This window comes from Ensifer aridi (assembly GCF_002078505.1).
In the GTDB taxonomy this organism is placed as follows: Bacteria; Pseudomonadota; Alphaproteobacteria; order Rhizobiales; family Rhizobiaceae; genus Sinorhizobium; species Sinorhizobium aridi.
The window spans coordinates 156,771-178,077 of sequence record NZ_LUAV01000011.1; the positions used below are offsets into that span (position 1 = coordinate 156,771).

Annotated in this window: 19 protein-coding genes and 2 pseudogenes; 11 read left to right on the forward strand and 10 right to left on the reverse strand. The window is 62.6% G+C overall.

Translation table 11 applies throughout. From position 1 onward, the window contains the following. Positions 1–78 precede the first annotated feature (78 nt). Positions 79–351 (forward strand): Atu4866 domain-containing protein, encoded by a 273-nt coding sequence (locus AYK65_RS10015; protein ID WP_244559964.1) that lies wholly within the window; start codon positions 79–81, stop codon positions 349–351. A 42-nt stretch (positions 352–393) separates the two neighbouring features. On the opposite strand, the gene AYK65_RS10020 is transcribed toward AYK65_RS10015, so the two are convergent. Beyond that, complete coding sequence (locus AYK65_RS10020; protein ID WP_081158260.1) at positions 394–1,059, reverse strand: DUF924 family protein; 666 nt, start codon at positions 1,057–1,059, stop codon at positions 394–396. Positions 1,060–1,154: 95 nt separating this feature from the next. On the opposite strand from AYK65_RS10020, the gene AYK65_RS10025 reads away from it, so the two are divergent. Then, complete coding sequence (locus tag AYK65_RS10025) at positions 1,155–2,057, forward strand: LysR family transcriptional regulator (protein ID WP_081158261.1); 903 nt, start codon at positions 1,155–1,157, stop codon at positions 2,055–2,057. An 18-nt stretch (positions 2,058–2,075) separates the two neighbouring features. On the opposite strand, the pseudogene AYK65_RS10030 reads toward AYK65_RS10025, so the two are convergent. Next, positions 2,076–2,889: pseudogene (locus AYK65_RS10030) on the reverse strand (class I SAM-dependent methyltransferase). Between the two features lie 247 nt (positions 2,890–3,136). Continuing rightward, complete coding sequence (locus AYK65_RS10035; protein ID WP_046120756.1) at positions 3,137–4,045, reverse strand: SDR family oxidoreductase; 909 nt, start codon at positions 4,043–4,045, stop codon at positions 3,137–3,139. A gap of 82 nt (positions 4,046–4,127) precedes the next feature. Between AYK65_RS10035 and AYK65_RS10040 the strand changes: the two genes are divergently transcribed. Together AYK65_RS10040 and AYK65_RS10045 are read left to right on the forward strand one after the other, a co-directional pair. After that, positions 4,128–4,703 (forward strand): TetR family transcriptional regulator, encoded by a 576-nt coding sequence (locus tag AYK65_RS10040; RefSeq protein ID WP_081158262.1) that lies wholly within the window; start codon positions 4,128–4,130, stop codon positions 4,701–4,703. Positions 4,704–4,891: 188 nt separating this feature from the next. Next, positions 4,892–5,941 (forward strand): aldo/keto reductase, encoded by a 1,050-nt coding sequence (locus tag AYK65_RS10045; RefSeq protein WP_081158283.1) that lies wholly within the window; start codon positions 4,892–4,894, stop codon positions 5,939–5,941. An 89-nt stretch (positions 5,942–6,030) separates the two neighbouring features. Here AYK65_RS10045 and AYK65_RS10050 read toward each other — a convergent pair whose 3' ends face one another. The 3 genes from AYK65_RS10050 to AYK65_RS10060 form a co-directional block, all read right to left on the reverse strand. Next, positions 6,031–8,013 (reverse strand): acyltransferase family protein, encoded by a 1,983-nt coding sequence (locus AYK65_RS10050; protein WP_081158263.1) that lies wholly within the window; start codon positions 8,011–8,013, stop codon positions 6,031–6,033. A gap of 269 nt (positions 8,014–8,282) precedes the next feature. Then, positions 8,283–9,509, reverse strand: a complete 1,227-nt coding sequence (locus tag AYK65_RS10055; protein ID WP_081158264.1) for an aminotransferase-like domain-containing protein — start codon at positions 9,507–9,509, stop codon at positions 8,283–8,285. Positions 9,510–9,614: 105 nt separating this feature from the next. Then, positions 9,615–10,322 (reverse strand): DUF930 domain-containing protein, encoded by a 708-nt coding sequence (locus tag AYK65_RS10060; protein WP_046120753.1) that lies wholly within the window; start codon positions 10,320–10,322, stop codon positions 9,615–9,617. A 386-nt stretch (positions 10,323–10,708) separates the two neighbouring features. Here AYK65_RS10060 and AYK65_RS32355 point away from each other — a divergent pair, with 386 nt between their 5' ends. Then, entirely contained in the window at positions 10,709–11,020 is a 312-nt protein-coding gene (locus AYK65_RS32355; protein WP_172401987.1) for a hypothetical protein, read from the forward strand. 303 nt (positions 11,021–11,323) lie between these two features. Here the strand turns inward: AYK65_RS32355 and AYK65_RS10065 are convergent, their stop codons facing one another. Then, positions 11,324–12,256 (reverse strand): adenylate/guanylate cyclase domain-containing protein, encoded by a 933-nt coding sequence (locus AYK65_RS10065; protein ID WP_081158265.1) that lies wholly within the window; start codon positions 12,254–12,256, stop codon positions 11,324–11,326. 201 nt (positions 12,257–12,457) lie between these two features. On the opposite strand from AYK65_RS10065, the gene AYK65_RS10070 reads away from it, so the two are divergent. The 3 genes from AYK65_RS10070 to AYK65_RS10080 all read left to right on the forward strand — a co-directional run bounded on the left by AYK65_RS10070 (position 12,458) and on the right by AYK65_RS10080 (position 14,479). Then, the gene (locus AYK65_RS10070; protein WP_081158266.1) at positions 12,458–13,066 is read left to right on the forward strand and encodes a class I SAM-dependent methyltransferase; all 609 of its coding nucleotides are present in this window, start codon (positions 12,458–12,460) and stop codon (positions 13,064–13,066) included. Between the two features lie 105 nt (positions 13,067–13,171). Then, a complete protein-coding gene (locus AYK65_RS10075; RefSeq protein ID WP_081158267.1) occupies positions 13,172–14,143 on the forward strand; it encodes an aldo/keto reductase in 972 nt (323 codons plus the stop codon). 81 nt (positions 14,144–14,224) lie between these two features. Beyond that, entirely contained in the window at positions 14,225–14,479 is a 255-nt protein-coding gene (locus AYK65_RS10080; protein WP_026617675.1) for a hypothetical protein, read from the forward strand. Between the two features lie 116 nt (positions 14,480–14,595). Here the strand turns inward: AYK65_RS10080 and ilvC are convergent, their stop codons facing one another. Then, positions 14,596–15,615 (reverse strand): ketol-acid reductoisomerase, encoded by a 1,020-nt coding sequence (gene ilvC / locus AYK65_RS10085; RefSeq protein WP_046120749.1) that lies wholly within the window; start codon positions 15,613–15,615, stop codon positions 14,596–14,598. 162 nt (positions 15,616–15,777) lie between these two features. Continuing rightward, complete coding sequence (locus AYK65_RS10090) at positions 15,778–16,425, reverse strand: TetR/AcrR family transcriptional regulator C-terminal domain-containing protein (protein WP_081158268.1); 648 nt, start codon at positions 16,423–16,425, stop codon at positions 15,778–15,780. Between the two features lie 401 nt (positions 16,426–16,826). On the opposite strand from AYK65_RS10090, the gene macA reads away from it, so the two are divergent. Together macA and AYK65_RS10100 are read left to right on the forward strand one after the other, a co-directional pair. After that, on the forward strand, positions 16,827–18,089 hold the full coding sequence (gene macA / locus AYK65_RS10095) for a macrolide transporter subunit MacA (protein ID WP_081158269.1): 1,263 nt from the start codon (positions 16,827–16,829) through the stop codon (positions 18,087–18,089). Positions 18,090–18,097: 8 nt separating this feature from the next. Continuing rightward, positions 18,098–20,041, forward strand: coding sequence for a MacB family efflux pump subunit (locus AYK65_RS10100; RefSeq protein ID WP_081158270.1), 1,944 nt, complete (start codon positions 18,098–18,100; stop codon positions 20,039–20,041). Between the two features lie 110 nt (positions 20,042–20,151). Here the strand turns inward: AYK65_RS10100 and AYK65_RS10105 are convergent, their stop codons facing one another. Then, positions 20,152–20,715: a transglutaminase-like cysteine peptidase gene (locus AYK65_RS10105; RefSeq protein ID WP_046120745.1), complete on the reverse strand. Its 564-nt coding sequence runs from the start codon at positions 20,713–20,715 to the stop codon at positions 20,152–20,154. A gap of 195 nt (positions 20,716–20,910) precedes the next feature. Between AYK65_RS10105 and AYK65_RS32925 the strand changes: the two are divergent. Continuing rightward, positions 20,911–21,307: pseudogene (locus tag AYK65_RS32925) on the forward strand (hypothetical protein); the annotation flags it as partial.

Below are 21,307 nucleotides of genomic sequence, written 5' to 3' on the forward strand. Positions count from 1 at the left end.
GCTATGAATTATTGCCGGACTCTCGCACTCGTTGCCGCCATCACCCCGCTCGTCATCACTTCGAAGGTATTTGCCGACATGAACAACAATTCGAACGCATCTACGCATGCGCAACACGACCATCCCTATGTGGGCATGTGGGTCACGGCCGATGGCCACGTGCGGCATGAGCTGCTGCCGGGCGGTCGCTATGACGAAGCGCGCGGAAAGCGCGAAAGCGCCTATCGGGGACGCTATGAAATCCGCGGCAATCACATCGACTACTGGGACGACACGGGCTTCGCGGCCGACGGGGAATTCATCGACGGCGTCCTGCATCACGGTGGCATGATCCTTTATCGCCGGAAGTGACCTCCATCTGCGACCGCAGGGACGCTCCGGGCAGAGCGTCCCTCACCCGGCAAACCCACCCTCATCCAGAAACCGCTGCTCCGCCTCCGTCATCATCCGCCCGAGGATCCTGTTCCGGTGCGGGAAGCGGCCGAAGCGGTAGATGATGTCGCGGTGACCCCTGGCATGGGAAAGGCTCGGCTCGCCGAGGCGGCCGGCAAGCTCGACCGAGCGCTCCTGATCGGCGAGGTCCTCCGAATGGCCGAAGGGCAGATAGAAGAAGAGCTGCAGGTCGGGCGGCCCTTGAAGATCGTAACCGGCGTCCACCGCGGCGCGCGCGATGCCGAGCGCCAGGACGTCGGTGTCGTACATGCGCGGCGTGCCGCGAAAGGCATTGCGCGGGAATTGGTCGAGGAGAAGGAGCAGCGCCAGCGTCTTCTCCGGCGAAGCCGTCCAGTGCAGAAGCTCGCCGCGCGCCGCCGCCTCATGGGCAGTGAGGAAGCGTTCGCGAAAGGCGCGATCGAACTCGGGCTCCTTGGAAAACCAGCGCGTCGGCCCCGCATCGCGCCAGAAGGAGATGACGGCCGCCGCCTCATCTTCCCCGGCAAGCGCCTCGCGCAGCCGTGTATTGAAGGCCGGATCGGCAGGCGCCGGCGCGCGGACTTGCGCCTCTGCAGGCTGCAAGCTGCGCAGCGCCAGGGTTTCGATGTACCCGATGAAATCGCTCATCTGTTCCTCCGCTTGGTTAGGAGGCCGCACGGCCTCGCCACACAGAAGAACTACGCCTTTGCCCATGCTGAATGAAGTGATATGATTTCAGCATTATGCTGAATGAAATCGATCTATCCCGCGCCGACCTCAACCTGCTGGTGCTCTTCGAAACAGTGCTGGACGAGAGGAATGTCGGCCGTGCTGCGGAAAGGCTGAACCTCTCCGCCTCCGCCGTCAGTCACGGTCTCGGCCGGCTGCGGCGGCTGCTTAACGATCCGCTCTTTCTGAAGACGCCGAAAGGCGTGGTGCCGACCGACCGCGCCAGGGAGCTGGCGGCGCCGATCGGCGATATTCTCGCGCGGGTGAGGAGCGTCATCTCCACCGCCGAACCTTTCGATCCGTCGCGCTCCCGCCGCCGCTTCACGATCGGCACGGCCGATGGCTTCTCGGTTTTTCTGCCGCCGCTGCTTCACGAGATCGCCCGCAAAGCCCCGGGCGTCGATCTCGTCGTGCGGCACATGCAGATGGAAACGGCGCTTTCGGATCTCGACGGGCGGCTGATCGACGTGGCGATCGCGCCTTTCTACGAGCTGCCGGCCCGCTTCGCCGCGCAAATGCTTTACGAGGAGGAGTTCGTGGTCGCGGCGCGGAGCGGCCATTCCTTCCTGAAAGAGCCAACGATCGAGAATTATTGCCGCATGCAGCACCTGCTCGTCGCACCGAGAGGCGATCCCTCGGGCGTCGTCGACGAGCTGCTCGCAAGCCGCGGCCTTTCCCGCCGCGTGGCCTTGGCCGTGCCGCATTTCATGCTGGCGCTCGATCTCCTCACCAAGACTGAGCTCGTCTGCGTCCTGCCGAAGCGGTTCGTCGAGATGCATGCGAAGCGCTACGCGGTCGCCACCGCAAAGCTGCCGCTGGACCTCGGCGTGTCAAGCATCAAGGCGGTCGTGCCGAAGGCGGCGCTCATGGACGCAGGTCTCGTCTGGCTCCTCGATGTGCTCGGGCGAACCGACTAGCAATTGCCGGAACGCCGGTCAGCGCGCCGCCTCTACGACGAGCGCCCTTATCCGCCGCCCCGCTATCGTCTCTCCCCCAAACTGCTGCCTCAGCGCCTCCGCCACGGCCTCCGTCGCCGCCGCCAGCCCCGAGGCATCGCGCTCCTCGATCTCGCTTCGAAGCGGGTTGCCCTGGCAGAAGGCCGTTGCCGCGTCCTGCGCCGTAATAGCGCTCGTTCTTTTCTCCAGCGTCTCAATCTTGATGTCGCGAAAACCCGCGGCTTCGAGGTCGGCACGAATCTTCCGGATCGGCATAGCCGTGCGGCACGCGGGCGAGGAAACGCGGCGGGTTTTCCGGAAATCGCGCCGCCAGCGCCTCGGTCACCGCGTGCGCCATCTCGTTCGCTTCGACCCGATCCCATACATTGAAGAGGAAATGCCCGCCGCGCTTAAGCACGCGGCGGGTCTCGCGGTACGCCGTCACCCGGCCGGGGAAGAACATCACGCCGAACTGGCAGAGAACGACATCGAAGCTCTCGTCGTCGAAGGGCAGTTCCATCGCGTCCGCCTGCTGCCAGACGATCCGATCGTCGTCATGCTGCCTGGCATGGGCGATATCCAGCATCGGCTGGTTGAGGTCGGTTACGACGAGCTGCGCCTCGACACCGAGCTTGGGCGCCAGCGCGCGTGTGACGACGCCGGTGCCGGCGGCGATTTCGAGCACGTCGAGTGGTTTCAGCCGCGCCACCCGCTCGGCAAGGTCGGCCGCATAAGGCTCGAAGATCAGCGGCACCAGCAGCCGCTCGTAGAGCTCGGGTATGCCTCCGGCAAAAAGCTTGTCCTTTTCCGCCATGATCCCCTCCCGCGTCGGTAAGCCGCGCCTCCCGGCGGCTCTCACCGAAGCATCATACGTCTTTGCACGGCCTTTCCGAAGCCGCCGTCAATGCGCGATGAAAAGTGCCACGTCTTCAGGATGTTGGGATCGTTTCTGAACGTTCAGGGCCTGCCTCACCCCGCGTTAGCTGTAACTGCCCTGCCTCTTACCGATTTCGTTCGTGTACCTGTGGCGACGCGCACACCATCGCCAAGCGTGGAGGCGTTTACCTGTATCCCGTCGCGTCCGCCTCCTTGCCCGCCTCCATCACCTCGTCCATGTAGCGCCAGCAGTCCGGCCGCGAGCCGTCGAGATCGGTGAAGCCATAAACCTGCGCCAATCCGCCGCTCGAAAGCGACTGGCCGTTGAAGCGGGCCTTGTCCGGATCGGCGGCGAGTGCCGCGACCGCACGACCGACGAAGCGCGGCGTTTCGGAGATGACGAAATGCGGCTGGTGCTTCGTCGCGTCACGCCAGTTCTCCTCCGTCACGCCGAAGGCCTCCAGCATCATTTCCGAGCGCAGCCAGCCCGGGGTGAGCGAGACGGCGGTGGCGCCGTGCGGTGCAAGATCCTTCGCATGCGCCCAGGCCATGCGGTTGGCCGACACCTTGGCGAGATCGTAGAAGGGCGAGAGTCGGTAGTGATCGGCATTGTATTTCGCCGTGCCGTCGGTCACCTCCACAAGCAGCCCGCCCGGCCGCTCGATCAAAAGCGGCAGTGCGTAATGCGCCGTGATCAGATGCGTGTCGATCGCAAGCCGCAGGATCCTCAGTCCGTTTTCGAGATTGTGCTCCCAGACCGACTTGTTCCACTCGAAGAGCTTCTCGCCGCCCCAGATATCGTTGACCAGGATGTCGAGTCGGCCCTCTTCGCGACGGATGCGCTCGACAAGCGCCTTCACCGCCTCGGGCTCGAGGTGATCCACCTGCACGGCAATGCCTTTGCCGCCGGCAGCAGTCGCAAGCTCCGCCGTCTCCTCGATCGTCTCCGGCCGTTGGTATTCCGATTGCTGCCCGCGCGTCGTCCGGCCCGTGACATAGACCGTGGCGCCCGCAGCGCCGAGTTCGACCGCGATGCCCCGGCCCGCGCCGCGCGTTGCGCCTGCCACCAGCGCCACCTTGCCTTCAAGCGACATGTCGTCCTCCCTGAGATTTCCTCTGGCCTCAAATGTCAGAGCAATATATAAACGCTTATTCGGTTATAAATGAAGGTCCAAAATGCCTCGCCCGAAAACATTGCCCAATGAAGAGGTGCTCGATGCCGCACTCGCCATCATGCGCAAGGAGGGACCGGATGCGTTGACCTTCGCAGCGCTTTCCGCTGCCTGCGGGCTTTCCGCATCGACTTTGGTGCAGCGCTTCGAGACCAAGTCTCGACTGATACAGGCCGCGCTTCTCCAAGCCTGGGACCGCCTCGATAGGCTGACGGCAGAGCTTGCGACAAGCGCTCCGAAGACGCCCGAGGGAGCCGTCGCCCTGCTCGTCGGCCTCTCCGGTGACTATGGCGGCATCGAAAGTTATGCCGACGACCTTCTGATCCTGCGCGAGGACCTGCGCGATCCGGCCTTGCGCGCCCGCGGCGCCGCTTGGCGCGACGAGCTCTCCGCGGCCATCGAGGAGCGCTTCGAAGGCGCGCCGGCCACCCCGGCCGGCATCGGCCTGATGATGGCCGCTCAATGGCAGGGCGCGCTCCTCTGGTGGAGCTTCGACCCGCGCCTACCGGTCACCGACTTTGTGAAGATGAGCCTCGAGCGCTTCGTGGCGGCATTTACCGAGGCGCCAGCCGGCGATTGAGGACCATGCATGCGGGCGATGCGTGATTTTGCCCGTGCTCTACCCCATCATCCTTCGAGGCCGCAGCTTTCCGCTGTTTTCCTACAAGGATGCGATGCTCATTGTCCGCGATGGGCGCGCCGTGGCGGCTTGCTTTCGCGCCGCTGCTCGTTACCTTTCCTGTGACCAACCACGCAGGGAGCGAGACAATGGAATATCGTCAGCTCGGCCGCTCCGGCCTCAAGATCTCGACCGTCACAATGGGTACGATGACGATCGGCGGCGGCGGCAAGTTCGCCCAGGTCGGCGATGTCGGGGTCACGGATGCCCGCCGCTATGTCGACCTCTGCCTCGATGCGGGCGTCAACCTGATCGACACGGCCGACATCTATTCCACCGGCACCTGCGAGGAGATCATCGGCGAAGTGCTCGGCGGCAAGCGCAAGAACGGCGTTCTCATCGCCACCAAGGCTCGCTTCTCCATGGGACCCGGCCCGAACGACGGCGGCCTTTCGCGCCACCACCTGATCAGCGCCTGCGAAGCGAGCCTCAAGCGGCTGAAAACCGACGTGATCGACCTCTACCAGGTGCACGAATGGGACGGTCAGACGCCGCTCGAAGAAACGATGGAGGCGCTCGATACGCTCGTGGGCCAAGGTAAGGTGCGCTATATCGGCTGCTCCAACTATTCCGGCTGGCACATCATGAAGGCGCTCGGCATCAGCGCGCAGGAACACCGCCAGCGCTTCGTCAGCCAGCAGATCCATTACACGCTGGAGGCGCGCGAGGCCGAGTACGAGCTGATCCCGATCTCGATCGACCAGGGCCTCGGCATCCTCGTCTGGAGCCCGCTCGCCGGCGGACTTCTCTCCGGCAAGCACCGGCGTGGTCAAGCGCCGGAAGGCACCCGCCAGCTCGCCGGCTGGAACGAGCCGCCGATCCGCGACGAGGAACGGCTCTGGAAGATCGTCGACATGCTGGTGGCGATCGCCGCCGAGCGCAACGTTTCCGCCGCGCAAGTGGCGCTTGCCTGGCTGATCGGCCGCAAGGCGGTCACCTCCGTCATCATCGGCGGGCGGACGGAAGCCCAGTTCCGCGACAATCTCGCCGCGGCGAACCTCAAGCTCACCGACGAGGAACGCCAACTTCTCGACGCCGTCAGCCTGCCGCCGGTCCTCTACCCCTATTGGCACCAGCTCTGGACCGCCAAGGACCGGCTCGGAGAAGCGGATCTCTCGCTGCTCGGACCGCATGTTTGAGCGGAGCGGCCGCCGAACTCTCTGGGCAGGGCAGAGGGGGGTGAATGACGCCCGCACTGTTCAGAGCCTGTAGCAAGCCACCGGAAGCCTCACCGCCGCACCATACCGACTTCTTCGAAGATCGCTCGCTCCAGACGTGGCGCGAGCGACTCCGCATAGGCGGTCGCGATGTGATGGCGGTCGCGGAACGTCAATTGGCCGCCGATCAGCGCCGGACAGGTGGTCCGGTTGCAGAACAGGTCGAGGAGATCGACATATTCGGCCTTCGGCTCCTGCGAGACGACCTTCCTTTCCGCCGCGGGAATCGTCTCCTCAACCGCCTCATCGCGCGGCGTATCGCAGACATTGGGGTCTCGCTGCTGCCAGCGGGCGCGCGCCACGCATTTATCCAGATAGGATTTGTGAACCGGCCCGTCACGAAGCACCACGACCTCGCTGCCGGTGCTTTCCAGCCTCTCGACCGACCGCCTCATTCCCGCCGCCCAGTCTTTCACCTCGATCTGGTGGTCAGAGACGTGGTTGATGTCGTTTTTGACGTAGCTCGAGGAGTATTGCGAAAGGATAACGACGTCCGGACGTAACGAGGCGATCTCTCGAAAGGCCATATCCCGCCACTTGTCGCACTCGTCATAGTTCCGCATCAGCATTCCGTTCCAAGTCGAGACGCTTACGGCCGGGCAGGACGATTTAAGATAGGTGACGAGGCGCCAGCCGTTGTTCTCGGCAATCTTCTTGAGCGGCGTCGACCAGTGATCCGCATGGGAATCGCCGAAGAGAACGACAGTCTTTTTAGGATTGGCCGCGCCGAATTTACAGGCCTTCGGCCGCACCTCCTCCCTTTCGAGAACGCATGCGGAATCGAATTCGCGCGCCGCCGATTTTCGCTCGGCGCTTTGCAGGATCACGCGCTGCTCGGCATCGATGCCATAACTCGCCACAGCGGCACTGCCATAGGCCAAGGTCGCGCCTGTTCCCGTGAGCAGCGTCGCGAAGGCGAGCGAGCGGCTCGTCTTCGCCGCCAGCCAACCATTATGGCGAATGGGATTCTCGATGAAGCGATAGCTGAAGAGCGAAAGCCCGAACGTCACGGCCAGGCATAGCAGCCGGTCGACGATTGTCAGTTCGGGCTTGAGGATGCCGGCATAGACGATCACCGGCCAATGCCAGAGATAGAGAGAATAGGAGAGCTTGCCGATCCATTGGAGCGGCTGCAGCGCAAGTATCGACTTCGGCCCGGCACCCTCATGCGCGCCGCTCAAAAGCACGAACACCGTTCCGAGAACCGGCAGGAGCGCGACCGAACCAGGAAAGGGAATCTCCTCGGTCACCGTCAGATAAGCCGTTGCAATCGTCAGAAGTCCGAGCCAGCCAAGCACAGGCGAAAAGCGAAAGCGTTTCGCCCATTCCTGCGCCAGTGCCATCCACGCAAGGCCGCCGAAGGCGAATTCCCATGCTCTAAGAGGCGAGAAATAAAAGGCCCAGGGCTGGGATATGGCAGTCATACGCCAGCAAAGCGCGAAGGAAGTGGCCGCGACGAGGGCGAGAAGGACGAAAACGCCGCCCTTCCCCGGCCGAAATTTCGCGAGCAGCAGAAGGAGTGCGGGCCAGACAAGATAGAACTGCTCCTCGACCGACAGCGACCAGAAGTGGATGAACGGGTTGCTGGTCGCATCCGGAGCGAAGTAGTCGACAGTCCACCGGATCAGCCACAGATTGATCATATAGGCAGAAGCAAACAGCGATCCCTTGGAATAGAACTGTTGTTCCGATGGCGCGAGGACGAAATAGCCGAAGACTAGCGTCACCAGGATGACGAAGAACGCGGCCGGAAGCAGACGTCGAGCGCGCCGCGCATAAAAGCGCCAAAGATCGACGGTCCCGCTCTTCACGATTTCCTGCTGCAGGTGCCGCGTTATCAGAAATCCAGAAATGACGAAGAAGATATCGACGCCGACAAACCCGCCCGGCAGGTCCGTCATCCCGAAGTGAAAGGCGATGACGCCGGACACGGCCAAAGCGCGCAGGCCTTCGATGTCCGGACGAAAGCTTGCTGAGGCTGCCTGTAAACTCATACCACCGATGCCCTGTCCCTTGGTCGCCCCCTGCTGATGCCCTCAGTAGGCGGGAGGCAAAGTTCCATGATGCATCGCAGCAGCCTCGCTGCGACGCGGCACAACGGGGCGTGATCCTGTTCGACAATGTGGCGTCAATATGGGCCGGCTACTCCCGCTCGTCGTCGATGCGCAGAGGTCAGCAGAGAAATCCGTGCAAGAGCAACGCTTTAGACCACAGCGCCGCACGGCAAAAAGGTTTTTGGCTGTCTATGGTGAGACTGCGCCGATCAGGCGGCCTGTGCTGCCTCGCCGCGAATCAGGTGCCCAAGCCGGCGGATACCCTCGTCGATCATCTTGTCGTTGGCGCAGGAGAAGCTCAAACGCAGCGTGTTTTCTCCGGAGCCGTCGGCGAAGAAGGCGCGGCCGGGAACGAAAGCGACCTTTGCCGTCTGGATCGACTTCGCCAGAAGCTCGGCACCGTCGGTACCCTTAGATAGCGTCACCCAGATGAACATGCCGCCTTCCGGCTTCGTCCAGGTGACGCCGGCTGGCATATATTTCTCGAGCGCGGCGAGCATCGCGTCGCGGCGGTGCTTGTAGGCCTTGTGGATCTTGGCAACCTGCGCCTCGAAACCGCGTTCGGCAACGGTTGAGATCGCCATCTGGTTAATCGTCGAGGAGTGGAGGTCGGCCGCCTGCTTCATCAGCACGAGTTTGCGGATCACCGGCTCGGCGGCGCAGATCCAGCCGACGCGAAGCCCCGGCGCGAGCGTCTTGGAAAAACTGCCGCAATAGATCGTGCGGGCGCTGTTGATGTCGCCCTTGCGGGCGATTTCGAGCGCCAGGATCGGCGGAATCGCTTCGCCGTCGTAGCGCAGCGACTGGTAGGCCGCGTCCTCGATGACGGCAATGCCGAGTTCCTCGGCAAGGTCGAGCACGCGCTCGCGGCCGGCCCGGTCCACCGTCTCCCCGGTCGGGTTGGCGAAATCGGCCGAGAGATAAGCGAACTTGACGCTTCCGCCTGCCGCCGCGGCGGTCTGGGCGTAGGCCGCGGGGGTGCGATTGCCGGCGGGGTTCAGTTGATCGTAGGTCGGCTCGTAGGCGTTGAAGGCCTGCAGTGCGCCGAGATAGGTCGGCCAGGTCACGAGTGCCGTATCCTTCGGCGAAAGGAACAGCTTGCCGAGATAGTCGAGCCCCTGCTGCGAACCGGAGGTGATGAAGATATTGTCGACGCTTGCCGGAATGCCGAGCGCGGCCATCTGTCTGGCAAGCCACTGCCGCAATGGGCGATAGCCCTCGCTTACCGAATATTGCAGCGCGGCGCTGACGGCCGGACCACCGAAAATCTCGGCATAGGCCTCTCTGAACGCTTCATCGGGGAAAAGCTCCGGATCGGGAATGCCACCGGCAAAGGAGATGATGTCCGGGCGGTCGAGCAGCTTCAGGAGTTCGCGGATTTCCGAAGCCTTCATCCTCGTCGAGCGCGTGGCGAAAATGCTTTCCCAATTCAGCATGGGGTCCTCCCGTTTGCGGAGGTCGGAGATGATCACAACGCGAAATTTAAGTCAATATTGCTGACCTATCTTGGGAGAGCTTTTGCAGCCGGGCGCCGCCCCTTCTCAGGGCTGGTCGGTCGCCCCATCATCCACGCTCAGCGCGTGAACCTCCCACTCGTTCCGAGGAATCTCCTTACCGACGGAGAATTCGAACGCGGCGACAGTCGTTGCATCAGGAGCGACCTCGCACCGGAAGCTGATGTTGTACCAGTTTCGCCTGCTTCGAAAGGCGCCGCCATCGACGCGAAGAACGTGCCCGGAAAGAACCGGGTCGGCCATCGCATAGGCCACCAGGAAGTCGGGTTGAAACGCGCCGTTCCAGCGATGCACCTGCTCCATCGCCTCAATGTTGCAAAGCTGGATAATGCGTTCGCCGGCGGCGAGTTGCCGCAATGCTTCACGGGCACCTTTGCTGCGAGGATCAGCCAATGTCTTCGCTGAAAACAACTCCGTCGCCCGGATCGGGGCCCCGGTTTCGGCGGGTGCCGGCCGTAGTGGCTCTGGCTCCCGCTCGGCTCCTTCCGTGTCCGGCTGCGTCGTCTGAGGGTTTACAGATCCGTCACGCTCCTTGGGTGCAGCGGATGGGTTCATGGCGTTCTGCCGCTCGGGAAAGAGAAGCTCGACGGGTATGGCATCCTCTCGCGGCGTCGCCAACGGGCGCAAAAGCGGTAGGCGCAACAGCGAAATACCCACGATCACATGCAGGGTGAGCGCTGCAAGCAGGCCCCACCGGATTGTCTTGCCATATTGAGGATGCGCCGCTTTCGACATTGGTCAGGAAGTCGCTCGGATGCCCGCCCCATGCATGTCGCCCAATGAAATTCGTCACATCCGGCGCGCTTCGAGGTGTACCTGCATGAGTTGCATAGGCGCGCATCCGCAACAAGCCCGAAGTTCATGACAAGCCGCTGTCCCCGAAACAGGCGGGGTCAAGACAAGCCAAGAGGTCGCATTCCCGGTGGAAATAACAAAGGTGCGGCCGGATCAGATCCGGCCAGAAGAATTAGGGCCGAAAAGCCTCGCCCGTCAGGCTTCACCCTCGAAATAGCTGCATGCCAGCAGGAAACAGATCGCAGCGAGAATTAGAAAATCGAAGAGAGCGAAGTGCTGCAGAATAGTCGTCATAGCGCCTCCTCCTCACAACAGCATATCAGAGCATGAAATCACCTTTGCATAAAGAAAATTCAGAGAATAAGCGCGAAAAACAAAACCTTACTTGCCGTACTTACCGCAATGCGGGAGAAAATACTGCAGCGCACAAAAAAGAGACCATGAATATCCCGGGCCTTGTCGGATGCAAATTGTCGGGAAACAGCAGTGATCAACAGGTCTTGCCGTGCAGCATCCCGGAGCGGTTCTCAGCCCGGCTGAACGGATTTCACGCTGCCGCTGCTATCGACGATGCAAGTGAACTTGCGCCCGCCGGCATCGAGATCGATGCTGTAATTTGTCGCATCGAGCTGCCGTGAACCGGTCGGCAGGACCCTGGCGCCTCCGGCCTGGGCGACCACGGCATTGGCGCACATGAGCTGCAGGTCTGCCGGTACCGTCTGCGGGCTAGTTGGGGCCGCGTTCTGGGGCTCCGGCGCCGATTGGCAGCCGCCGAGAAACAAGGCCAGTGCGCAGGATAGAATTGGACGCCTTCCCAACTTGCTCACCGACAAAACCTCACCCTCCAATGTAGCCGTTTTCGCCCCGCATCTTCGCACATGCACCTGACGGCCCGCCATCCGCCCCTCACGCGCAGGTTTGCGCGCTTGCGGACCCGAAAGTCAACTGCTGGCGCTGCCGCGGGCAATCCATCGTATCGCCGCTGCGATCGCGATACCGAAGAGAGGCCAGATCGCCCAGAACGTCCCCTCCCACGACAGGAGATTGACCGCGATGACGGTCAAGCCGGCGGTCCCCAGCAAGGCAAGCACACGGTCGACAGCCCTCGTCTTGCGGATCCAAAGCAGTGCCGCTGTCAGGGCGAAGGCCAGCAGCGGCCAACGGGCCCAGAACACGCCCTCCCATGAGAGAAGGTTTATGACGACGATCCCCGCCGCGATGACCCCGAGCACGCCGAAGACGCGGTGGTCTGCTCGTTCGGAAGGCTCGTCGGATGCCGGAGCGCGATCGGCGGAAGCGCCCCGCCGGCCCCAATCGCTGATGCGCTCCGTCGGCGGGGCTTGATCCTCGGCCGTGCCGATCCGGACCGCATAGCCTTGCACCCCGCCTTCGATGTTCTTCACCTCGAGCCGACCGAGGAACTCGAAGCCAACGGCCACCTTGTTGCGGACCTGGTCGTAGACCGTGCTCGATATCACGATGCCGCCAGCGGGCGCCGAAGCCTGCAGGCGCGCCGCGATGTTGACGCCGTCGCCGTAGATGTCGTTGCCTTCCGCTATGACGTCACCCAAGTTGATGCCGATGCGGAAAAGCATCCGCGCATCGCTCTGCCGCTCGGCATTCAGGCCCGCCAATTCGGTCTGAACGTCGATCGCAGCGCGCACCGCCTCGACCACGCTTGGAAACTCGGCAATCAGCCCGTCGCCCCAGGTATTGACCACGCGGCCCTCATGGGCCTCGATCAGACGCGCCATCGCATCCCGATAGCGCTTCAAGGTTGCAAGCGTCCCCTCCTCGTCCGCCCCCATCAGGCGCGAATAGTCCTGGACATCGGCACAGAAAATGGTCGTCAGCTTGCGATGCGTGTCTGTCATCGCGTTTCGTCCTCGTGCGGCAATGTCATTTCGTCGATCGTATCCGCTTTTCGCCCAGCATACAGAGTGGTAGCTGTTACGGCGAGCCCGCAAACGGGCGAGCCGAGACATGCCACGCGCTCACCCGTGCCGATGCAGGCGCATGGTCCTCGATGATCTCGCCTGCTGCGTTGATGGCGAGCGTCTCACAAAAGGATCGCCATGACCGCAACCGATGACAGCACCGTCCGCTTCTACCGGGACAATGCCGCAGCCTACGCGAGCCGCGCGCGCAAGCTGCCGAGGGAACGGCTCGAAAACTTCCTTGCCAGGCTGAGGCCCGGCGCCTCGGTTCTGGAGCTCGGCGGCGGCGGCGGACAGGATAGCGCCTACATGATCGCCCGGGGCTTCGAGGTGACGTCGACGGACGCCTCGCCGGAACTGGCGGCCGAGGCCGAGCGCCTGCTCAATCGAAAGGTCGCAATTGTCCGGTTCGAAGAGCTGTCCTGGCACGAAGCATTCGACGGCATCTGGGCGGAGGCGTGCCTGCTGCATGTGCCGCGGGCTGACCTCGCGCAAGTGCTCGCCCGCGTTCTTCGTGCACTCAAGGGCGGCGGCCTTCTTCAGGCCAGTTTCAAGGCCGGAACGGGAGAGGGTCGGGACGATCTCGGCCGCTACTACAACTATCCGTCTCGCGAGTGGCTCATGCAGCGCTTCGAAGAGACGGGTTGGGCAGAGGTCGAAATAGCGCAAGTGGACGGTGGGGGGTACGACGGCAAGCCGACCCGCTGGCTGCATGTGTCGGCCGCAAAGCCAGTGCGCGGGGAATGACGTAAAGCAACCCGCTGCGCCTCAACCCCGTTGACTGCTTGCGGTTGGAGCCTAGGTAACCGGCATCCCATCACCGGCCCACTGTCCAACATCTGCGAGGAACCCATGCATTACAGAACTCTCGGCCGCACCGGCCTTCGCATCTCCGAAATCGGCTACGGCGCCTGGGGTATCGGCAATAGCGGCTGGCGCGGCGCGAGCGACGAGGAGTCCGCCCGCGCGCTTAACCGGGCGATCGACCTGGGACTGAACTTCATTGATACGGCGCTTGGCTACGGGGAAGGCCACAGCGAAAGGCTGATCGGAAAATTGCTGCGCGAGCGCTCCGAGACGATCCATGTTGCGACCAAGATTCCGCCCAAGAACCGGCAATGGCCCGCTCGCCCGGGTACTCCGGTCGAAGATGGCTTTCCCGCCGAGCACATCATCGCCTGCACCGAGACAAGCCTGCGCAACCTCGGCGTCGAGGCGATCGAGGTGCAGCAATTTCACGTCTGGTCGGACGAATGGGTCGGGCGTGGCGATTGGCTCCAGGCGGTCGAGCGGCTGAAACGCGACGGCAAGATTCGCTTCTTCGGCGTGTCGATCAATGATTACGAGCCGGACAATGCGCTGAAGCTGATCGAAAGCGGCGTGGTCGACAGCGTGCAAGTGATCTACAACGTCTTCGAACAAACTCCTGAAGAGCGCCTGTTCCCCGCCTGCGCGCGCCACAATGTCGGCGTGATCGTCCGCGTGGCTCTCGATGAAGGCGGCCTCACCGGACAGATCCGCGCCGACACCGTCTTTCCCGAAGGTGACTTCCGGCAGAACTACTTCCGCGGCGAACGGAAGCGGGAGGTCGAAGAACGCGCGCGGAAAATCATCGAGGATCTGGCGATCGCTCCCGACGCGCTCGCGGAAACGGCGCTTCGTTTCGTCCTCAGCCACCCCGCCGTCTCGACGGTGATCCCCGGCATGCGCTCGGTCCGTAATGTCGAGCGCAACTGCGCGATCGGCGACGGACACGGGTTGCCCCAAGAACATCGCGAGAAGCTGCGGGCGCATCGCTGGCCGCGCAACTTCTACCGCGACTGATTGGCTCCTCGACGGAACTGAAGCGCCCGTTGGTGGTTTGGCCCCGTGTATCGCTTGAAGCGATGATACTGGAGGTTACAGATGTTGAAGAAAATGCTGGCTGCAGCCGCGATATCCGCGGTTTGCGTATCTACTGCCTTCGCACAGGCCGATATAGTTTGCGACCAGTCGGGCATGACGAAGCTCGAAACCGACGTGGGCCAGATCACCGACTCGGGAAAGAAGGAAATGGCACAGAAAGAGCTCGCCATGGCCAAGGAAGCACTGGCTGCGAATGACCAGGAAAAGTGTAAGACACACATGGAAAATGCCATGAAGGGCAAGGATCCGATGTAATGCGCCTTGGCGCCGGCTTGGCTCGTTGTCCCGCGCTACCGGGCGCCTCCCTTCAGCACAAATGAGAAAGCCGGAGCGTGAGCCCCGGCTTCCTTTCTATTCTCCGTCGACTGGCCTTAGTTCTTCGCCTTGTCGACCAGCTTGTTCTTGCCGATCCAGGGCATCATGCCGCGCAGCTTGGCGCCGACTTCCTCGATCTGGTGGGCGTCGTTGACGCGGCGGATGCCCTTGAAGCGGGCAGCGCCCGAGCGGTACTCCTGCATCCATTCCGAGGTGAACTTGCCGGTCTGGATGTCCTTCAGGACGCGCTTCATCTCGGCCTTCGTTTCTTCCGTGATGATCCGCGGCCCGGTGACGTATTCGCCCCACTCGGCCGTGTTGGAGATCGAGTAGTTCATGTTGGCGATGCCGCCTTCATAGATCAGGTCGACGATCAGCTTCACTTCGTGCAGGCATTCGAAATAGGCCATTTCCGGGGCGTAACCGGCCTCGACCAGCGTCTCGAAGCCGGCGCGGATGAGCTCGACCAGACCGCCGCAGAGGACGACCTGCTCACCGAAGAGGTCGGTCTCGCACTCTTCCTTGAAGTTGGTTTCGATGATGCCCGAGCGGCCGCCGCCGACACCGCAGGCGTAGGAGAGCGCGAGATCGAGCGCGTTGCCGGACGCGTCCTGGTGAACGGCGACGAGGCAGGGAACGCCGCCGCCCTTCTGGTACTCGCCGCGAACCGTGTGGCCCGGGCCTTTCGGCGCAATCATCACCACGTCGACCGAAGCCTTCGGCTCGATCAGACCGAAATGGACGTTGAGACCATGGGCAAAGGCAATTGCTGCGCCGTCGCGGATGTTGTCGGCGATCTCGTTTTTGTAGATGTCGGCTTGGAGTTCGTCCGGCGTCGCCATCATGATGAGGTCGGCCCACTTGGCGGCTTCCGCGACCGAGAGAACCGAGAGGCCGTCGGCCTCGACCTTGGCGGCCGTCGCCGAGCCCGGCTTCAGCGCGATGCGGATTTCCTTGGCGCCGGAATCCTTGAGGTTCAGCGCATGGGCGCGGCCCTGGCTGCCATAACCGACGATGGCTACCTTCTTGGATTTGATGAGATTGAGATCGGCATCACGATCGTAATAGACGCGCATCGAATTTTCCTTCCCTTTGCTGTCTGTTTTCCTACTGCATGTCTTCTTAAATCGACCTCGATTTAAGGACAAAGACATGCAGCAACTCAAAGTGCTACAGCGACCTTTGCGCGTCTGATAGGACGCGCGGCGCTGTAGTGGCAACCCACAACGGGACCGCCGTTACCCTTTCGTGCCATAGAGCGTGAGGAAGGCATCGACCGCGCTCTCCGCCCTGCGGCTGAAATCCTTCTTCATGTCCCCCAGCGCCTCACCGAGCAGCAAGCGCAAGTGCCAGTCGGAGACGACGAGACCATAGAGCGCACCATAGGCCTCCTCCGCATCGGTGAAGGCGAGAAGCCCCGCCTTGCGGCCGGCTTCAAGCAGCGCCCCCGCCCGGCGGCCGATCTGCCGGCGCCCGCGCTCCTGCAACAGATGGCCGAGCTTCGAGCCCTCGCGGCTCGCCTGGCCGATCGCCAGCCGGTTGAGCGCGAGCGAGACGTCACCCGCCAGCACCTCCAGGAGGTCCTTGGCAAAGGCGACAAGATGCGCCCTGAGGCTGGCTGCGTCCAGCGTCTCGGGCGAAACCTCGAGTGTTCTGACCTTGCTCGCCTGAAAGGCGATCATTGCCGAAAGCAGCCCGTCGCGATCGCCGAACCATTTGTAGAGGCTCTCCTTGGAGCAATTGGCGGCGCGCGCGACCCCGGCGGTCGTCAGCGCCTTCTCGCCGCCGTCGACGAGCAGGCGCAACGCCTGTTCGAGCACGACCGCCTGACGCTCCGTCAGACCGCTCTCGCCCCCCGTCTCCTTTATCGCTCCAATGCCTCGCACTTCGCCGCCGCTCCAGCAGTACCGTACGGTACGGTTCGTATTCTTCTAGTGCGGCGACAAAACTGCGTCAAGGCGTTTCTGGGAGGGAGAAGATTTTCGCAAAAGGGTGACGCGACAAATTCACACGAAGTGGCGCGGACGCCCTCTTGCGCCGGACCCAAGGTCATACCTTAGAAAGGGTTCGCGAAGGAGACGAATTTCGGCGGCATCTATCTGCGGCCGCTTCTGTAAGGGCCTCCGCTAAACCGCTGGCGCAAATGCCTATTCGCCCGCGTTATTTCCGCCTAGGCCAGGCCTGCCCTACATTACGAAAATATAATGATCTCAATGCTTTTCGCTGCCTGCGTTCATCTATATTCTTGATGAGCGACGCCGACCGAGGCAAACAGGCTGATATACCCATGAGAAAGCTGGCCAAGAGGGAAGACGCGACGGCACGCGATGCGGCGCCCAATGTAACCATCATTCCGGCCTCCGCCCCACCGTTCCGTCACAAGCGCCGGTCGCGCCTCTGGATCGCCGCGCCGGCTCTCATCGCCGCCCTCGGCGCGAGCTATTATGCTTGGAGCCGGTACGACTCGCAGCCGGCCGCCACGATGATCACCCAGGCGGTCACGCGCGGAGATATCGAGGACAGCGTCACCGCAGTCGGCACTCTCGACGCGATCAAATCGGTTGATGTCGGCGCGCAGGTGTCCGGTCAGTTGAAGTCGCTGCATGTCGAGATCGGCGAAAAGGTCGAGGTGAACCAGCTCATCGCCGAGATCGATCCTGCTTCGATCGAGAACAGGATCGAGATAGACCAGGCGGAACTCGCCTATCTCGAGGCGCAACTCGTCTCCAAGAAGGCCCAGCTCGTGCTGAAGGCGGCCAATATCGAACGCCAGCGCAGCCTGGTCGCGACCAACAGCGTCTCGCAATCGACCCTCGATCAGGCGGTCGCCGACCACACGGCGGCCCAGGCGGACGTTCATGCGATTGAGGCGCAGATCCGTAAGCAGAAGGCGACGCTCGCGGGCGACAAGGTCGCCCTCGGCTATACGAAGATCTATGCACCGATGGCGGGCACGATCGTGGCGAATCCCGCCAAGGAAGGCCAGACGCTCAACGCCAACCAAACGGCGCCGACGATCGTCACCATTGCCGATCTTTCGACGATGACGGTGAAGGCCCAGGTCTCCGAAGCCGATGTCGGCAAGCTGAAGATCGGCATGGACGCCTATTTCACCCTACTTGGCCAGCCGGGAAAGCGCTTCCCCGGCAAGCTGCGGCAGATCGAGCCTATGCCGGACACGGAGAACAACGTCATCCTCTACTACGCGCTCTTCGATGTGCCCAACCCGAAGGGCGAGCTCATGATGTCGATGAGCGCGCAGGCCTTCTTCGTCGAGGCCACCGCCAAAGACGCGCTCGTCGTGCCAAACGCAGCGGTCCGCATGAATGGCGGGTCTGTTGACAAGCCGACACTGGCGCACGTGACGGTCGTCACCCCCTCGGGCGCCACCGAGACACGCGACGTTGAAGTCGGCATTCGCAATCGCGTCAGTGCCGAGATCATCAGCGGGCTCAAGGAAGGCGAGAAGGTGGTCGTCGACACGGCATCCTCCGCGAACGCTCGGAACACGAGCTTGCGGCGCGGCATGCGCATGCTGCGGCTGTTTTGAGCGCGGCCATGGCACCCCTTATCTCCCTCAAGGACGTCAGCAAGACCTATTTCAACGGCGATCTCGCCGTCGAGGTCCTGCACAACATCTCGTTCGATATAGAGGCCGGCGAGTTCGTCGCCATCATGGGCCGGTCCGGATCGGGCAAGTCCACGCTGATGAACATTCTCGGCTGCCTCGATCAGCCGACCTCGGGCGACTACCTAGTTGACGGCGAAAAGGTCTCCGGTTTCGATGGCGACGAGCTCGCGGCGCTCCGCCGCCGCACCTTCGGCTTCGTTTTCCAGGCGTACAATCTGATCCCGACCGCGAGCGCGCAGGAGAACGTCGAAATGCCGGCGGTCTATGCCGGGGTGTCCGCACAGGAACGGCACGAGCGCGCGCAGGCGCTTTTGGAATCCCTGAATCTCGGTGACCGGCTCGACCACCGGCCGAGCCAGCTTTCGGGCGGCCAGCAGCAGCGTGTCTCGATCGCCCGCGCCCTGATGAACGGTGGGCGCGTCATCCTCGCCGACGAACCGACCGGCGCGCTCGACAGCCAGAGCGGCGCGGAGGTGATGGCGCTGCTCCGCAAGATGAACGAGAGTGGTCACACGGTCATCGTTATCACCCACGCGCGCGAGGTCGCAGAACAGGCCGACCGGCTGATCGAGTTTCGCGACGGCCGCATCATTGCAGACCGCACTATGAATAGGCGGAGCAACCCGGACGCGGCGATAGGCCTTGCCCAGCGCACGCGCGCGGGCTTTGCGGCGATCGCGGATGTCTCGGAAGCGGTCAAGATGGCGGTGCGGGCGTTGCACGCCAATCTCTTCCGCACGATCCTGACGCTGCTCGGCATCGTCATCGGCGTCGGCTCGGTGGTCGCCATGTTGGCGATCGGCACCGGTGCGCAGAATTCCGTGCTCAGCCTCATTTCCTCGATGGGATCCGATCTGCTGCTGGTGCGCCCGAGCATGGCCAATTTCCGCGGCAGCGCCGGCGGAAGCAATGTCACCCTCGTGCCCGCCGATGCCGATGCCATTCTCGAATTGCCGAATGTCGCCTTCGCCGTGCCGGAAATGACGACGACGGTGACGCTCCGACGCGGCAACATCGATTATCAGACGACGGCCAACGGCACGGCACCGCAATTCACCGAGGCGAAATCCTGGAGCATCGGCCGCGGCGAGTTCATTACCCGCAGCGACATGGCGGGCTACGCGCCAGTCGCCGTCCTTGGGCAGACCGTCGTCAAAACCCTGTTTCCGGACGGTTCCGATCCGATCGGCCAATATGTGCTCGTCAACAAGATCCCCTTCCAGGTGATCGGGGTGATGAACGAAAAGGGCGCGAGCGCCGGCGGCAACGATCAGGACGACGTGGTGTTCGTGCCGCTCACGACAGGCAGCATGCGAATCTTCGGTCAGCGCAACATCCGCACCATCACCATCAAGGTCGAAGACGCCTCGGCGATCGATTTGACGCAGGAGCGTATCCAGGCCCTGCTCAACGAGCGCCACAAGAGGGAGGATACCCAGATCACCAACATGTCGTCGGTACGCGAGGCCTTCACCGAGACATCGAACACCTTGAAACTCTTCCTCGGCTCTGTCGCGGCGATTTCGCTGCTGGTCGGCGGCATCGGCGTCATGAACATCATGCTCGTCAGCGTCAGCGAGCGCACGCGCGAGATCGGCGTGCGCATGGCAACCGGCGCGCGCCAGCGCGACATCCTCGTGCAGTTCATCGTCGAGGCGCTGGTGGTTTCCGCGATCGGTGGAGCAATCGGTGTCACCGCTGGCCTCGCGACCGGTTACGTCGCCCAAGTCTTCGGCATGCCGGTCAGTTTCACACCCGGGCCGGTGGTGCTCGCCTTCGCCTGCGCCTTCCTGACCGGCCTGCTTTTCGGCTACCTGCCGGCAAGAAACGCCTCACGCTTACAGCCGGCCGTGGCGTTGAGCGCCGACTGAGTGGCCCCGAATAAGGTCTTCGGGCATTCGCTCACCCGTTCGAGCAGGAACGAATCGGATTAATTCAAATCGTATCGCGGCCGGCGCCTGACACGCGCCGGATCACAGGCTCAGATCTCTTGAGCGCCTTCGATCCGTTCCCATCGCCGACCGTTCGACTGCGACTGGCGTGCGAAGTAGTTATAGGGCGTACGCGACCAGTCGCGAATCGAATTGGTAAGATTGTCGAGCACGAGATCGCCCTCGCTGGTGCGCACGGTGAGCACCGTATGACCGGCGCCGCGATAGCGAGCGACCGTCAGCAGCAATGCGGAGGCCGGCCAGCCGCGCTTCATGAGCTCTCGCTTCTTCAGGATCGCGAAGTCCTCGCAGTCGCCATAGGCGGTCGGTACGCGCCAGTCGTCATCCCTACCGACATTCGCCTGGTCGCTCCGCTCCCTGATCCGGGCATTCACGAAACTGTTGACCTGCTTCAGTTCACTAGCCTTCGCCGGGAGAAGGGCCACTCTCCCCTTGCCGCCGGTGCTGCATAGCTTCGGTTCGCGCGCGCAGAAAGAAGCAAAGGCCGGGGGCGGAAAGGCCTTGCCGGCAGTCTTCATGGTTGTACCGGCATCAGCGGCGCTTGGGGCCGCAATGAGCAAAAGAAGAGCGCTACGCGCGATGAGGCGTTTCATGAAAGGTCTCCCACGGCGGGCTAAAGTCCCCGCGTCCGACGTAGAGGATAGCCATTATGGATTAATTAGCCGTTGATTAACTCGAAATAGGGCGATGTTGTGGCGAGGATACTAATAATTCGTAAATTGACCGCCGCCTTTTTAAAGAAGATTGTGGATTTATTTCTCAACAATTTATTGCGTTGGAGTAAATAAATGCAAAGAATTAATAAGGCGATACTTAAAACATTTTTCCTCCTCTCCACCGCATCAATAGCTTCCGTCATCGTCGTGACTGACGCAGACGCAGTACAGCGGCGGCGCATGACTGCTGCGCAATGCAGTCCGCTAACAGAAGACAACTTTGCAGCGTGCTGCGTTGCAATAAATCGTATGACAATTCTTACGCCTACGCAGATCAAAATGTGCCCGCCGCTGACAACCGCCACCATCGGCGTTGGCGTGGGCAGGCACGATCGCAGCGATTCCACCGCTTCCCATGCAAGCGGTAAAGGTGCTGGCACTGGCAGCAGCGGCGGTGGCAGCGGCGGCGGCGGCGGCGGCGGTGGCAGCGGTGGCGACGGCGGCGGTGGTGGCAGCGGTGGCGACGGCG

Bases quoted from the DNA above. Each gene is read 5' to 3' on its own strand.
- AYK65_RS10040 (WP_081158262.1), top strand. From the start codon at position 4,128: ATGCCTCGCCCGAAAACATTGCCCAATGAAGAGGTGCTCGATGCCGCA.
- AYK65_RS10100 (WP_081158270.1), top strand. From the start codon at position 18,098: ATGGCACCCCTTATCTCCCTCAAGGACGTCAGCAAGACCTATTTCAAC.
- AYK65_RS10025 (WP_081158261.1), top strand. From the start codon at position 1,155: ATGCTGAATGAAATCGATCTATCCCGCGCCGACCTCAACCTGCTGGTG.
- AYK65_RS10050 (WP_081158263.1), bottom strand. From the start codon at position 8,013: ATGAGTTTACAGGCAGCCTCAGCAAGCTTTCGTCCGGACATCGAAGGC.
- AYK65_RS10105 (WP_046120745.1), bottom strand. From the start codon at position 20,715: ATGAAACGCCTCATCGCGCGTAGCGCTCTTCTTTTGCTCATTGCGGCC.
- AYK65_RS10045 (WP_081158283.1), top strand. From the start codon at position 4,892: ATGGAATATCGTCAGCTCGGCCGCTCCGGCCTCAAGATCTCGACCGTC.
- AYK65_RS10055 (WP_081158264.1), bottom strand. From the start codon at position 9,509: ATGCTGAATTGGGAAAGCATTTTCGCCACGCGCTCGACGAGGATGAAG.
- AYK65_RS10035 (WP_046120756.1), bottom strand. From the start codon at position 4,045: ATGTCGCTTGAAGGCAAGGTGGCGCTGGTGGCAGGCGCAACGCGCGGC.
- AYK65_RS10070 (WP_081158266.1), top strand. From the start codon at position 12,458: ATGACCGCAACCGATGACAGCACCGTCCGCTTCTACCGGGACAATGCC.
- ilvC (WP_046120749.1), bottom strand. From the start codon at position 15,615: ATGCGCGTCTATTACGATCGTGATGCCGATCTCAATCTCATCAAATCC.
- AYK65_RS10015 (WP_244559964.1), top strand. From the start codon at position 79: ATGAACAACAATTCGAACGCATCTACGCATGCGCAACACGACCATCCC.
- AYK65_RS10065 (WP_081158265.1), bottom strand. From the start codon at position 12,256: ATGACAGACACGCATCGCAAGCTGACGACCATTTTCTGTGCCGATGTC.
- AYK65_RS32355 (WP_172401987.1), top strand. From the start codon at position 10,709: ATGAAATCACCTTTGCATAAAGAAAATTCAGAGAATAAGCGCGAAAAA.
- AYK65_RS10020 (WP_081158260.1), bottom strand. From the start codon at position 1,059: ATGAGCGATTTCATCGGGTACATCGAAACCCTGGCGCTGCGCAGCTTG.
- AYK65_RS10075 (WP_081158267.1), top strand. From the start codon at position 13,172: ATGCATTACAGAACTCTCGGCCGCACCGGCCTTCGCATCTCCGAAATC.
- AYK65_RS10060 (WP_046120753.1), bottom strand. From the start codon at position 10,322: ATGTCGAAAGCGGCGCATCCTCAATATGGCAAGACAATCCGGTGGGGC.
- AYK65_RS10080 (WP_026617675.1), top strand. From the start codon at position 14,225: ATGTTGAAGAAAATGCTGGCTGCAGCCGCGATATCCGCGGTTTGCGTA.
- macA (WP_081158269.1), top strand. From the start codon at position 16,827: ATGAGAAAGCTGGCCAAGAGGGAAGACGCGACGGCACGCGATGCGGCG.